Raw genomic sequence first — 14,112 nt, 5'->3', positions numbered from 1 at the left:
CAGTAAGCGTTTAAGAGAGAAATATAAGACATACAGTATAAGAGCAATACTTATACTTTCTTATATTTCAAAAAAAACGTCTTGACGCAGGTAAAGCCCCCTGTGTCAAGACGGTGATTCACTCAGAAATCCACCATTGCAACTATTGTTTCACAATTTCAACCAAAATATCATTATTGAAATACATTATAATATTATCATTTTCTTTCAAAGATTGCACGGATAAAGTCGAATCTCCCTGATGAATATAAACATTAGCAGGAACAAAGAATTGATATTTATCGTTCAAATTAGGTCTCTTCGTCACCAATGAGTTTGTTGCACTCTCATAACGTGAGAATGTTCTACTGAGCTGAGACATAATACGAATCGTTGTAGATCCATCCGGATCCTTGCGAATCTCTACTCTGTCCCCTGCCGTCAAGTTGCTAAGAGCAGTCGTTGTCGAGCCGTCACGAATGATTTTGACTCCTCCACTTACCGCTAAGGTCTGTGCAGCTCCAGCATAATCCTTCACGACTACACTATTCCCCGCGGCATCTACAGAACTTACCTGGCCTGTTGTGAGCTTAACTGCTTGAATAGCCAGCGGTGAGCTACCATCAAAAGTCACATTAAGATAATCTCCCGCTTTTAAATCCGTTAGCTTAATGCTCTCACCAGCTTCATTGGTCAACGGGATTGCCAAAGTATTAATATCACTGGTTCCCCCATTCCATTTGATGCCCAAACGGTTGGTTCCAGAATTCACGGTTGCCGCTTCAACTTGCAGCACAGTCTTCACTTTCAATACCGCTATCAGATCCTGACCTGTAGTCAGTGAAGCCGTTACATTGCTTCCAATAGGAATATCACTTAGGGAAGGACTAGTCTTACCAAAGAGATCAACAAGTTGCGGATAAGGCATCGTTAAACTTTGTCCATCATTAAGCTTCAAAACAAGAGTTTTCGACGTAGAATTAACAGCTGTTAAAGTTCCTTCGTACTTTGTGACAATTTCCAAAGACAAAGCCCGCTGTCCTATTGCCTTCAGATTAACTTTGCGGTTCTCGATAAGTTTCGCACCCATATTAGTTAAGTTAGGCAATGCACCTTCATAAATCAGCTTTGTTTTCTCATCCAACTGAACCACATGGGCTTTTTTGCTGCTGTCCATAACTGTAAGGAGCTGTGTTTTGCTATTATAATCCACAATTGTTGCTCCACTATACTGCTCAATTTGGCGGCTTAACACTTCAATTTTGGTGACTTGATCGCTACTGTTTAAGGTAACCTGAATCTTGTCCCCACCTACTGCATCAGCAATAAGATCATCAGCTACTGCTCCACTCATGTTCGGAATAACAATCGTCGGTTTAGTGCCAAGCAGTTTAACCTCACGATTTCCGTCTGCTTTTTTGTAAACAACTGTGGAACTAGTCAGCTCGGTAAGTACCCCGTCAACTGTCCGTTCAACACCTTCTGTCACTTCTACAGTGCGGATCACATTATCTTGAATCGTATATTTGACCGCATTACCTGTCTTCAAATCTGCAGGTTTCAGCACTGATGCTTGAGAGCTGAATAATGAAGTCCCATCTTCCCATTTAAAAGTTTCTACAGTACCCGCAGTATTTTTGAAAGTAATGCTTTTACCAGTAAGATCTACACTTTGAATAGTGCCTGTTGTTGTTTTGTTAACAACCCCTGAAGTCACTTGAACCTTTACTACTTTATGTGAACCACTATACGTTTCACGTTGCAGTGAAACTACACTATCTGTTACCAGCGAAGCAGGTTCAATTCCAGCTCCATTTACATCCACAAAGGAAGTAGTCTCATCGTAGTAGTATTCTGTGAACCCTGTTGGTGACTTTAACCAAAGCTTATTACCTGGAGCTACCATGGCGAAGTTTCCTGACAGAGTCTCTACTTGTTGTGTAGGGTCAGTCACTTCAACATAAGCCGCGTTATATGTCGCGCCAATTACAGTAACCTTAGTGTAGGGTTGGACATCACTTAGATTGATTCTGCTTTCAGAAGCACTTGTGTAATAAGCAGTGCTTGCTCCCAGGGTATATGTAGAAGTCTTTCCGTTGTTATAGACGGATAGTTTCCCATCTGCTAATTGACTGATCGTTCCTGATACCGTGTTGTCGTATTCAACCGTATTGTGAGCTTCAGCGCGACTGAAAAAAGTCGCCAATTGCGCACGTGTTACAGCGCCTTGCGGATCAAAACGATTGCCATCAAGTCCATTGGCTAGGCCTAAATCAACGGCAACGTTGATGTAACCACGTTTGTTGGCAGACACTTTGGTATCATCTGCAAAGCCAGTTGGCTCACTAGCAGCCCCTGCTGCATCTGCGCTTTTTCCAAGGGAGCGGATTAACAGCTCCGCAATCCATTCCCGGGATGCTTTACGCTCTCCCCAAGAAGTCTTCAGATTATCTGGAGCCATTTCGGTTGCTTTATCGAGTAATCCTTGTTGAAAAGCCAACACAACATAATCCTTGTAATAATTCGTAACCTTAAAATCGGTAGGCAATGCTACCGCAGAAGAAGCATCCACTTTATCCTGCAACTTCATAAACCGCAGGGCCATAAGCACTGCTTCCTGTTGAGTTACAGAATCTCCAGGACGGAACAATCCATTATTCCCAACCACAATTCCTTGTGAAGCGAGTTTGTAAATATGTTTTTCAGCCCAGAAGCCTGTCTTCACATCGCTAAAAATCCCTACAGATTGAGTAGTGGTTGATGTCGGTGTAGTGGCAGCTGTGTCTGCAAACACTGCACTTGCACCACCAAAAACCATAACACCAGCCATAACAGCCGACACTGCTTTATTAGAATAAGCCTTCAATGGACGTTTTGACCTTTTTTGCGCGGACAATAGATTATTCCCCTCTCTATGACTCAAATAAATAGTATGTTTAAAAATTCGTCAGCTAGATGCCTAATTCCTTTGTTGCATGACCAATTAAGAATTATCTCTAGTCATAGGATGCAATAGGTCCACATGGCCCATCAGACTTTCTACCTTTTCACCATCAACTAAAACTTCGATACTCTTTACTTCCGCAAATTGAAAATAAGTTTTGGCAAGTGAAGTAATGGCAAAGGATTCTCCACCCGCACCAAGCTGAGCTTCATCTGGTTTATGAATATCCATTACGATTTGACCCTCTACGAATTTCAATGATTTCAGCTCAATTTTACCCCATAAAGGTACAAGATCTGTATTCTCATTACTTTGCAGTGCTTTGAACGTCTCTGTATATTTCTCAACATCGTCAGAGTAGTTAATCGTAGTCTTAGCAGGCACTAAATCCATAATTTGCGAATCTGTGTAATAAACTTCAATACTCTGGCTTTGCTTTTGTGTCTCATTTTCTACCGGCTTCGATGACGGCTGTGTTTCTGCATTAGTATTATCTGCTGTCGGATGCGGAGTGCTAGCCACTTCGCTTTCCTGATCATCAGACGGAGCTGGGGTACTTTCTCCCGCACCACTTACAACGTTTGTAGTATCTTGCTCCACTCCATTAGCAGGAGCTGCAGTAGGCTTATCTCCACAGCCAGCAATCACTAGTAGAAGCAGCGCAGCAACCCCAACCATAGTCCATTTTTGTTTAAACATTAATAAACGCCTCCTCTAGATGAATACGGGCAGACAGGTACCGCAAAACCACTTCTTGCCTTTTTATAGATAAAAGCAGAAAGCTGACTTTGCGGCGCTCGTCTGCCACTGGTCTGTTATTTTATACCCAAATATTCCTTGATTCCACTCACTATTGAAGCAGCAACTTTGTTTTGTAATGCTTCCGTAAATAGCAATGTCTCATCCTTCTTATTGCTAAGGTATCCTACTTCAAGTAGAACAGCAGGCATTTTCGTTTCACGAATGACATGGAAATTCCCGTATCGTACACCGCGATCACTAAGTCCTGTAGCCTCAACTAGATACTTATGCATCACTTTCGCTAAGGCCTTACTGGCTTCCCGCTGATAATACGTTTCTGTCCCGCTTGCCGCAGAAGATGCGGAACTGTTGGCATGTACAGAAATGAATAGATCTGCTTTTAAATTATTAGCCATAGCCGCCCTATCCTTGAGCTCCAAGAATGTATCGTCACTGCGTGTCAGTACGACGTCGATATTACTTTCTTTTTTCAGCAATGCTGCTGTCTTAAGTACTATAGCTAAATTAAAATTCTTTTCGTATTTTCCTGTTACTCCTACTGCACCAGAATCTTTAGCTCCGTGCCCTGCATCCAGTACTACGAGCTTCTTGCCATCATTACCTGGCTGTGTTGAAGTATCATCCGTACTTTCTGCATTCAGGTCAATGATGACCAACTTAGAATCAGTTCCAGATACGCTGATGTTATAATTCTTAGGATAATTCAAATCAATTACAAAACGTACAGTATAAGGGTTGGAGCTATAAAGCGAATACCGTACGCCTGATACATCAGGATAATCCTTCACTTCCAGTTTGCCATTCAGATCAGGATCAAGAACTTGTCCCGTACCAAACAGATCTGAGAAAGTGGCATTAGGAAAATCAATAACTAACCGATCCGGCCCTGTCATTACACTTACTTTTGGCGCTGAATTACCTTCCATCGCAATGCTCAAACGATTCTCACTAAAGCTCAAACCATTTATCATGGTTAAATTCTTAGTAGGATCTACCGGCGGAACAACCTCAGATCCACCATTTCCAGAGTTTCCATCTGAACTTCCGTTTTCATTTGAGGATCCTGGGGTAATAAGGTACACGATCTTCTTTGCATTATCCCAAGTGACGGTGAGACCAAACTGCTCACTTATGAACCGTATAGGTACAAGTGTCGTATCACTCCGCAGGACAGGTGCAGTGGTAAGCTGTACTGTTTTGTCATCAACCGAAGCTGTCTTTTGATTAACAATAAGTTTGATGACCTTACCTTGCTGTTCAATCGTCACCGTTTTGCTTTTTTGATCCCAGCCCACGGTATAACCAAGACTCTCGGAGATCAATCTCAACGGTACCATGATAGTATCATTCACATTTTCAACCGGTCCTTTTTGCCCTGCAGTAATCTCTTTGCCGTCCAGATAAATCTTGCTATTCGCGGCAGCAGCATGTCCATGCTCAGGCAAAACCAACACAAAGAGCAACAAAAACAACATCAAACTGAATTTCTTCATTCTTCACCTCTAAGAATCTAGTATTCGCCTGTGAATGGCGATCGTGGTGCCCTGTCTCCGTCAACCTCAGACCTCTATTAGACGCTGGTAATCTATAAAGGTTGCGAATATATTCCATAAAAATTGAGAAATCTCACCAACCTCAAGTCTTAAAGCCCCAGATATTCCTTAATCCCGGCAACAATTTCTCTCGCTAATTTCTCTTGAAGCTGCTCACTATACATCGCCGACTCATTCCCTGAATTTGTAAGATATCCTACCTCCAGCAAGACTGCCGGCATAGTAGTTTCTCGTGTAACATGTAGGCTTTTCGTACGAATCCCGTTGTCTTTAAAACCAGTAGCGGCTAATAAATGCTTATGCATAATCTGAGCAAGAGGCAGACTATCACTGCGAGAATAATAGGTTTCACTGCCATTTATTTTATCTCTATTTGGATATCCAACATCTAGCGAATTCGCGTGCACTGAAATAAAGAGATTCGCTTTAGCAGCCTCCGCAATTTTCACGCGATCCTGAAGCCCCAAGGTAGCATCATCCGTTCGAGTAAAGACCACGTCAACTAATGCTTCCTGCGTTAATAGCGTTTGTACTTTGCGGATGACGGCCAGATTGAAGTCTTTTTCCAGCTTGCCTGTGAGACTGACAGCTCCAGATTGAGTTCCGCCATGCCCCGCATCTAGAACTACAATGGGTTTACCTAACGTTCCATTAGCCCCTGGGGTGTTGCCTCCGCTGCTAGTTACATTCAAATCAATCGTAACCAGCCCGGTGCTTTCATCCGTACTAAGCTGGTACGGTTGATTTCCAACCGTTTGAATTACGAATCTGACAGTGGACGGACTCACACTGAACAGTGCATAACGGATCTCAGAAACGAGCGGGTAGCCGGCAACGTCCAGCTTACCTTGTGGACCGCCAGTGGTGGTAACACCCGTAAGACTTCCAATGAAATCCGGATCGAACGCAGCACCCGGAAAATCTACGACGATTCGATCAGGGTTGCTCATTTTTGTAACGTTTGGCTTAGTAGCCCCCGACACAGCGATAATAAGTCGGTTCTCAGTGAATACTGCCCCGTTTACTAGAGGGCCTATTGGAATTCCTGCTGTGCTTCCCGGTGCCGTAGTTGTTTGTGGAACTGGTGTCGGGCTGGGTGAAGTTACTACACTGCCAGCAGTTGTCCCGTTGTCACTTCCCGGCGTAGCACTTGGAGTTGGGACAGGTGTAATAGTTGCTGTTGGATTGGTAGTATTCCCCTCAGGTGTCATTGCAGAATTGCTAACTTGTCCACCTGTCAAATAGACGGTTTTATCAACATTATCCCAGCCCACCTTTAAGCCGAACTGCTCGCTTACGAAACGAATTGGAACGAGTACTGTGCCGCCACTCTGCTTAGGAGCTGCATTTAAATCAAACGTCACCCCATCTGCATCAGCTGTTTTCCGTCCTACCGCCAGCTCAATGCTTTTACCATCCTGGTGAACGGTTACTTTCCGGGTCTGCTGCTCCCATAACACCTCGAATCCAAGATTCTCTACTACCACTCTGACCGGAATCATAACGCTACCATTTACGTTTTCGAGCTTAATTCCTTTTGGCAAAGCAAGTTCCTGATTGTCCATAATAATTCTGCCTGCGCTGCTACCAGCTGCGGCAGCTTCTTGTCCGGTGGATGATAATAATAATGGCAGTAACAAAAGCAGCAATATACGAAGCCCAGCTCTTCTCATTCTCATTTTCCGCTCCTTCTGCAAGTAATAGATCCTAGATAAGTATTTAGACGACAGAAATCACCAAATGTTTCCTTAATGACCAATGAATATATCGATTATAGCAAAAAAACTTCCATTTCCGACACCCGGAAATAGAAGTTTTGCGTATTTTTTGTAAAGTTTAAGAATCAGACCAGTTATATCCTCTTTTTAAGAGAATAGCTTTGCAGCATGACGCTCTTCATAAGCAGCAATTTCATCCGCATGTTGAAGGGTCAAACCGATATCATCCAAGCCTTGCAGCAGGAATTGACGACGGTGCTCATCCAGATCAAAGTTGATGCTCAGTCCGAATTCATCTTGTAAAGCGTTGTTCTCAAGATCAACTGTCAGCTTGTAGTCCTCATGCTCAGCTGTCCGTTTGAACAATTCATCCACTTGCTCTTCCGAAAGCTTAATCGGCAGAATGCCGTTCTTAAAGCAGTTATTGTAGAAGATATCCGCATAAGAAGGTGCAATTACAACTCTGAACCCGTAATCCATAATCGCCCATGGTGCATGCTCCCGAGAGGATCCACAACCAAAGTTAGCGCGTGAGATCAGAACAGAAGCCCCTTGATAACGTGGTTTATTCATTTCGAAGGCTGGATTATCGTTACCTTCTTCATCAAAACGCCATTCATAGAACAAAAACTGTCCAAATCCCGTCCGTTCAATCCGTTTCAAAAACTGTTTCGGAATAATCGCATCCGTATCTACATTTACCCGGTCAACTGGTGCAACAATTCCTGTTAATTTTTTAAAAGCATCCATAGTTTTATCCTCCCGTGTTCTCTCTAGTTCTATGAGCTGACGGCTTCCGTCTTATAATTCCAATCACGTACATCAGTGAAACGACCTTTGATCGCAGCTGCGGCTGCCATAGCTGGAGATACCAGATGTGTACGTCCTCCGCGTCCTTGGCGTCCTTCAAAGTTACGGTTCGAGGTAGATGCACAGCGTTGTCCAGGCTGCAGAACATCCGGGTTCATGGCCAAGCACATGCTGCATCCCGCTTCACGCCATTCAAAGCCAGCTTCAGTAAAGACTTTATCAAGTCCTTCTTTCTCAGCCTGCATCTTAACACGGCCCGAGCCTGGAACAACAATGGCAGTAACCTTTTCAGACACCTTATGACCTTTAGCTACCACTGCTGCAGCTCTCAAATCTTCGATCCGTCCGTTAGTGCAGGAACCAATAAATACATAATCAATCGGAATTTCAGAAATAGGTGTTCCAGGAGTCAAATCCATATATTCAAGCGCTTTTTCAGCAGCTTTACGTTCATTTTCAGTGGTGAAGTCAGCCGGATTCGGTACGCTGGAGTTGATGTCAGTACCCATGCCCGGGCTAGTACCCCAGGTCACTTGTGGAATCAATGTTTCCACATCAAATTCAACAACCGTATCGTACTGAGCGCCCTCGTCGCTTACAAGACTCTTCCATGCTTCTACAGCAGCATCATAAGCCTCGCCTTGCGGTACGTATTGACGTCCACGCAGATAATTAAAAGTAGTTTCATCAGGGGCAATCAAGCCAGCTCTTGCTCCACCTTCGATCGACATATTGCAGACAGTCATACGTTCTTCCATCGACAATTCACGAATAGCTTCGCCTGTATACTCAATTACATAACCTGTGGCAAAATCAGTACCGTACTTAGCAATAACACCTAGGATCATATCTTTTGCTGTTACGCCAGGGTTACGTTTGCCTGTAAAGCGTACTTCCATTGTCTTAGCTTTGGATTGCTGCAAACATTGCGTAGCCATTACATGTTCAACTTCACTAGTTCCGATACCGAATGCCAGTGCGCCGAATGCACCATGCGTGGAGGTATGGCTGTCGCCGCAAACGATAGTTTTGCCAGGATGTGTCAAGCCGATTTCAGGACCCATTACGTGTACAACGCCTTGATCAATATCATTCAGATCGAACAGTCTTACACCAAAATCAGCACAGTTCTTAGAAAGGGTATCAATTTGTTGCTTGGAGATTGGATCTTTAATGTTAAAACGATCTTTAGTTGGTACGTTATGATCCATCGTTGCGAAGGTCAGCTCAGGACGGCGAACCTTCCGGTTGCTGAGACGAAGCCCTTCAAAAGCCTGTGGAGAAGTTACTTCATGAACCAAATGCAGATCAATATAAATAATGCTAGGTTTACCTTCCTCTTGATGAATAACGTGATTCTCCCAAATCTTCTCAAACATTGTCTTGTTGCTCATAATTTCACCTCATTAATAGAATCGTTCATTGGAAGAGAGCGTGGAGTCTCTCTTGAATGATCTAAATATAACACCCCTGTCTTTATAATTCCAAGATATGATATCTATAAAAGTGATAGCCTGAACCTATAAGCTGAGTTAGGGTATGTTGAGGCGCAATATGTAGGAGCGATGAGCAAGCGGGGTATGTAGCAGCGTTGCGCAAGCGGGGTGTGTAGCAGCGTTGCACAAGCGGGATATGTAGCAGCGATGCGCAAGCATAGTGTGTAGAAGCGATGCACAAGCATAGTGTGTAGAAGCGATGCGCAAGCGCAGTGTGTAGAAGCGATGCGCAAGCGTAGTGTGTAGAAGCGATGCGCAAGTGTGATGTGTAGGTGCGATTCGCAAGTGTAATGTGTAGAAGCGATGCGCAAGTGTGATGTGTAGGTGCGATTCGCAAGCGTAGTGTGTAGAAGCGATGCGCAAGCGCTATATGTAGGAGAGATGTGCAAGTGTGATGTGTAGGTGCGTTTAGTTGTATTTTGTACAGCTATATTCCTGTGAATCATTCGTTAATGAATATAAGTGTATTGTGTACAGCTATTTTCTTGAATTATCGCCTTATAGCTGGGAACTCTAGTTTTTAGTTGTATAGAATACACTTAAAACCAAAATGATCCCTTTTGCATACGAAATAGCTGTACAAAATACAGTTATTTCATAGATACTCTCAAGATCCGGCGCTAAAAATATACTGTTAGAGGATATCGGATACTTCGGTCAGTGTTGGAGGGTTAATCTCTTGAAATCAGGCCCGCAAATCCTGAGGAGCGATGAAGTGAAGGCTCTTTCGGGTTGCCTATACAAAACTATAATCCAATAGGATATACTTATAAGTAAATCATTTTCCTAAGGAGTTCATACATGGAACTGAGACAACTGCAGTATGTGCTGCAAATCGCAGCCGAAAAAAACTTCTCTCGTGCAGCGGACAAGCTGCATATTGCCCAGCCCTCGCTCAGCCAGCAGCTTTCCAAACTGGAAAAAGAGCTCGGCGTAATGCTGTTTCAGCGTAATACCAGCTCCGTTGAGCTGACCTACGCAGGTTCTAAATTCGTTGAACAAGCCCAGATTATCATTGACGCAGTGGAGCTGCTGCGGCAAGAAATGTCCGACATATCAGAACTGCGTACTGGACGTGTAGTTGTGGGTAGTATGCCGATTACAGGTGCACATCTTCTGCCGCATGTACTTCCAGTTTTTAAACAAAATTATCCTGAGGTAGAAATAACGCTGCTCGAAGACTCGTCAATGAACCTAGAGAAGCTCACGGCAAGTGGCCAAACCGATTTAAGCCTGCTCTCCTTACCCCTCGAAATTCCTGCACTAGCTTATGAAGAGCTTGGAGAGGAAAGAATCGATCTCGCTGTTCCTCCTGAACATCCACTCGCTAAACGAATCCTAGATGGAACACGGACCTCACTTGAAGAGCTTAAGGACGAACCTTTTATCGTACTTAAGGAAGGTCAGGGCTTCCGCAAAATGACTGTGGAACTATGCCGGAAAGCCGGATTCGAGCCACGAATCGTTTTCGAGAGCAATAATATGGAAACCGTTCAATCCCTAGTGGCAACAGGTATGGGCGTGACTCTTGTTCCTCGTTTTATCGCTCGTGCACCGCGGAGTGAATTTGTTCCAGTCTACTTACCGCTTGCTGATCCAGTGCCTAGTCGTACGCTAGTTGTAGCATATCGACGCGGACGATATTTGTCCAAAGCCGCAAAGGCTTTTGTAGAAACATTCAAATCAACCGTGTCTGAATTAACGGAAGAATAGAATATATACAAATAAAGTGCCCCAGTAACCATTCGTGTGGTTGTCGGGGCACTTTTCAGGTGAACCTCTTGTAACAGTACTAGATTATTTACGCAAATTACGCTGTGTAATCAGGCGGTTCTGATCATCCGACACACGTGCTTTACTTGAATCAGCCAATCCCTTATCAACTGGAGCCCCGGTGTGCTCTTCCACAAATTCACGAGTCACACTATTCTGAAGCTCTGCAACTTCGTTTGAATCTTGATTCTGTCCCTGCTCGGCATTGTTGTCTTTAGTCAATTTAATCCACCTCCTGGTAACAGATTATAAGTTCTTTACCCCTTCTCTTTGAGGTTAAACATAATATATAGAGCTTTCTGCATGAAGAAATATATCCTACGTTTTCCCTTTGCAATGCAACCAGCTCCATGGTATTCTATTGAAAATAAGTGAAACGTGCAGACGGGACCAGTAAGAATGAGTCTAACCGCGCCTAGAGAGTAGATTCCGACAGGCTGAAAGAATTTACCGCGGTTTTCGTTCCGAATCCTACCCCCGAGCGGCCTGTGTCTAACAGGACGGATCCTCCCGTTATGAGAATGAAGTCGGATGATCCCTCATCAATGAAGGTGGTACCGCGGAAGTTTATAAGCTTTCGTCCTTTGCTAAGTCTAAGGATGGGGGCTTTTTGTTGTTTTCAGGACTTAATAAACGAAGAGGATGTGGACAGAAATGACGACGCGAATCGTGGTCAAAATAGGCAGCAGCTCGCTGACCGGACCCGAGGGCGGTTTGAATCGTGAAGCAGTCTCCTTTTTTGCCTCAGAGATTGCCGAGTTGAAGAAAAACGGCTGTGAGGTGTTGTTAGTAACCTCTGGTGCGGTAGCCGCAGGCTTCCGCAGTATCGGTTATCCAGCACGTCCGAAGCTGCTGCATGAGAAGCAGGCCGCTGCGGCTGTTGGCCAGGTGCTGCTGATGCAAGCCTATCAGGAAGCTTTTGCCCAGCATGGAATTACTACCGCGCAAATATTGCTGACTCGCACCGATTTCTGCAGCCGCAGAGCCATGAATAACGCTATGATGACTGTAGAAGAGCTACTTCGCCAAGGAGCGGTGCCCGTATTTAACGAAAATGACACTGTCTCCGTAGATGAACTGAAATTTGGCGATAACGATACCCTCTCTGCGCTAGTAGCCAACCTGTTAAAAGCCTCTAGACTACTTGTCTTAACCGACATGGATGGTTTATACAGTGGAGATCCCCGCAAGCATCCGGATGCTGTCCGCTATCAGTTCGTAGATGACATTACACCGGAGATATATGCTATTGCTGGTGGAGCTGGCTCTAGTGTTGGAACAGGCGGTATGCGATCAAAAATCGATGCGGCCAAGATCGCTACTCGGGGTGGTGTTCCTGTCTTTGTCGGAAGAGCCACCGAACCTGGAGATTTACAGCTTGCTGCAACAGGAGAAGGCAGGGGCACTTATTTTGCAACGAAGCTATCCTCTCTTCCCGTCAAAAAGCAATGGCTTGGCTTTATGTCTACCCCTCTCGGCTCCCTATACGTGGACGAAGGGGCTGTAGAAGCTTTGCTTCATGGCGGTCACAGCCTGTTGCCTGTAGGCGTCAAACAGACAGAGGGTAGCTTTCACGCAGGAGATGTTGTAGAAGTACTTGGACCCGACTCCAAATTGCTTGGACGTGGGATTGTAAATTACGATGATGCTCAGCTGCGCAGCATTCAAGGTCTGCCAAGCCGTGAGATTGTACCAAAGCTGGGAGAAGTACACCGGCTTGAGGTCATTCACCGTGACGAATGGATTACACTGAGATAAACATTTTTTTCAATTCAAATATAGGGAGGAATCGTCATGAGTGAAGTAATTAATAAGAGTAAATTAGCCAAGGAGACTACAGGAGTTCTAGCAAGCTTAACAACTGGCCAGAAGAATGAAGCACTGCTGGTCATGGCCGATGCGCTTCGCCGCGAAGCTCCCGCCATTATCGCCGCCAACGCGGAGGATTTGGAACGAGGAAGACTTAATGGAACTCCGGAATCCATGCTCGACCGGTTGGCGTTAGATGTGGGCCGGATTAACAGCATTGCCGAAGGCCTGCAACAAATCGCTGTATTACCGGATCCTATCGGTGACACGCTAGAAAGCATTGAACGTCCTAACGGCCTCAACATCCAGAAGCTGCGTGTTCCGCTTGGTGTGATCGGCATCATCTACGAGGCACGTCCCAATGTAACTGTTGATGCTGCAGGTCTATGTCTCAAAACCGGCAACGCTGTTGTGTTGCGCGGGGGCTCCTCTGCCCTGTCCTCCAACCGTAAAATTGTCGAGGTCCTGCACAATGCTCTTGCTGAAACCTCAATGCCGCCTAACGCGCTTCAGCTGATTGAAGATCCTAATCGTTCTTCAGTAGATGAAATGCTAAAGCTGAACGGACTTTTAGATGTGATTATCCCGCGCGGAGGCAGCTCTCTTATTCAAAATGTAGTCCTTAACGCAACCGTTCCTGTAATTGAAACTGGAGCAGGCATCTGCCATACTTATCTCGACACAACTGCCTTGCCAGAAATGGCACGGGACATTAGTTTAAATGCCAAAGCTCAGCGCCCTTCGGTATGTAACTCTATGGAAACACTACTCGTTCATCAGGATTACGCGAGCAAATATCTGTTATCCTTAGCCGAAGCATTTCGTGAGGTTCATGTAGAACTTCGTGGCTGTCAACAAACCATCTCTCTTGTCCCATGGGTATTACCTGCAACCGTAGAAGACTATGCTACAGAATACAACGATTATATCCTTAATATTAGAATCGTCAGTGATTTGGAAGAAGCTATGCAGCATATCGCGCAGTATGGTACGAAACATTCGGAATGTATCGTAACAGAAGATCAGGAGAACGCCACACGCTTTTTACAAGAAGTGGATGCTGCCGCTGTTTATCACAATGCCTCAACCCGCTTCACGGATGGCTTTGAATTTGGATTCGGTGCAGAGATTGGTATCAGTACCCAGAAACTCCACGCTCGTGGCCCGATGGGTCTGCCTGCACTAACTTCAACCAAATATAAGATCTACGGAACGGGACAAATTCGGGGTTAGTATGCACGTTTAAGTATTCTATCACACAACTTTTA

Annotated in this window: 10 protein-coding genes; 3 read left to right on the top strand and 7 right to left on the bottom strand. The window is 44.7% G+C overall.

What is annotated here, in order from left to right; all coding sequences use genetic code 11:
- Positions 1-142: 142 nt before the first annotated feature.
- The 6 genes from NST45_RS07120 to leuC form a co-directional block, all read right to left on the bottom strand.
- On the bottom strand, positions 143-2,875 hold the full coding sequence (locus NST45_RS07120) for an S-layer homology domain-containing protein (protein WP_081382623.1): 2,733 nt from the start codon (positions 2,873-2,875) through the stop codon (positions 143-145).
- A gap of 87 nt (positions 2,876-2,962) precedes the next feature.
- Positions 2,963-3,622, bottom strand: coding sequence for a GerMN domain-containing protein (locus NST45_RS07115; RefSeq protein ID WP_076101446.1), 660 nt, complete (start codon positions 3,620-3,622; stop codon positions 2,963-2,965).
- Positions 3,623-3,738: 116 nt separating this feature from the next.
- Positions 3,739-5,178 (bottom strand): N-acetylmuramoyl-L-alanine amidase, encoded by a 1,440-nt coding sequence (locus tag NST45_RS07110; protein ID WP_076101448.1) that lies wholly within the window; start codon positions 5,176-5,178, stop codon positions 3,739-3,741.
- 149 nt (positions 5,179-5,327) lie between these two features.
- Positions 5,328-6,917, bottom strand: coding sequence for an N-acetylmuramoyl-L-alanine amidase (locus NST45_RS07105; protein WP_339825235.1), 1,590 nt, complete (start codon positions 6,915-6,917; stop codon positions 5,328-5,330).
- 186 nt (positions 6,918-7,103) lie between these two features.
- Positions 7,104-7,706 (bottom strand): 3-isopropylmalate dehydratase small subunit, encoded by a 603-nt coding sequence (gene leuD, locus NST45_RS07100; RefSeq protein WP_036676325.1) that lies wholly within the window; start codon positions 7,704-7,706, stop codon positions 7,104-7,106.
- A gap of 29 nt (positions 7,707-7,735) precedes the next feature.
- A complete protein-coding gene (gene leuC, locus NST45_RS07095) occupies positions 7,736-9,160 on the bottom strand; it encodes a 3-isopropylmalate dehydratase large subunit (protein WP_036676324.1) in 1,425 nt (474 codons plus the stop codon).
- Between the two features lie 903 nt (positions 9,161-10,063).
- Between leuC and NST45_RS07090 the strand changes: the two genes are divergently transcribed.
- Positions 10,064-10,975: a LysR family transcriptional regulator gene (locus NST45_RS07090; RefSeq protein ID WP_076101451.1), complete on the top strand. Its 912-nt coding sequence runs from the start codon at positions 10,064-10,066 to the stop codon at positions 10,973-10,975.
- A gap of 84 nt (positions 10,976-11,059) precedes the next feature.
- On the opposite strand, the gene NST45_RS07085 is transcribed toward NST45_RS07090, so the two are convergent.
- Entirely contained in the window at positions 11,060-11,257 is a 198-nt protein-coding gene (locus tag NST45_RS07085; RefSeq protein ID WP_076101453.1) for a hypothetical protein, read from the bottom strand.
- Positions 11,258-11,689: 432 nt separating this feature from the next.
- On the opposite strand from NST45_RS07085, the gene proB reads away from it, so the two are divergent.
- Both proB and NST45_RS07075 read left to right on the top strand, forming a co-directional pair.
- The gene (gene proB / locus NST45_RS07080) at positions 11,690-12,793 is read left to right on the top strand and encodes a glutamate 5-kinase (protein WP_076101454.1); all 1,104 of its coding nucleotides are present in this window, start codon (positions 11,690-11,692) and stop codon (positions 12,791-12,793) included.
- A gap of 36 nt (positions 12,794-12,829) precedes the next feature.
- Positions 12,830-14,077, top strand: coding sequence for a glutamate-5-semialdehyde dehydrogenase (locus NST45_RS07075; RefSeq protein WP_076101455.1), 1,248 nt, complete (start codon positions 12,830-12,832; stop codon positions 14,075-14,077).
- Positions 14,078-14,112: the final 35 nt, after the last annotated feature.

The sequence above is a fragment of the Paenibacillus sp. FSL R7-0163 genome, from assembly GCF_037969975.1.
In the GTDB taxonomy this organism is placed as follows: Bacteria; Bacillota; Bacilli; order Paenibacillales; family Paenibacillaceae; genus Paenibacillus_AQ; species Paenibacillus_AQ odorifer.
This window is presented reverse-complemented; position numbering and strand designations above follow the sequence as displayed.

Bases quoted from the DNA above. Each gene is read 5' to 3' on its own strand.
- NST45_RS07115 (WP_076101446.1), bottom strand. From the start codon at position 3,622: ATGTTTAAACAAAAATGGACTATGGTTGGGGTTGCTGCGCTGCTTCTA.
- NST45_RS07110 (WP_076101448.1), bottom strand. From the start codon at position 5,178: ATGAAGAAATTCAGTTTGATGTTGTTTTTGTTGCTCTTTGTGTTGGTT.
- NST45_RS07105 (WP_339825235.1), bottom strand. From the start codon at position 6,917: ATGAGAATGAGAAGAGCTGGGCTTCGTATATTGCTGCTTTTGTTACTG.
- leuD (WP_036676325.1), bottom strand. From the start codon at position 7,706: ATGGATGCTTTTAAAAAATTAACAGGAATTGTTGCACCAGTTGACCGG.
- leuC (WP_036676324.1), bottom strand. From the start codon at position 9,160: ATGAGCAACAAGACAATGTTTGAGAAGATTTGGGAGAATCACGTTATT.
- NST45_RS07090 (WP_076101451.1), top strand. From the start codon at position 10,064: ATGGAACTGAGACAACTGCAGTATGTGCTGCAAATCGCAGCCGAAAAA.
- proB (WP_076101454.1), top strand. From the start codon at position 11,690: ATGACGACGCGAATCGTGGTCAAAATAGGCAGCAGCTCGCTGACCGGA.
- NST45_RS07075 (WP_076101455.1), top strand. From the start codon at position 12,830: ATGAGTGAAGTAATTAATAAGAGTAAATTAGCCAAGGAGACTACAGGA.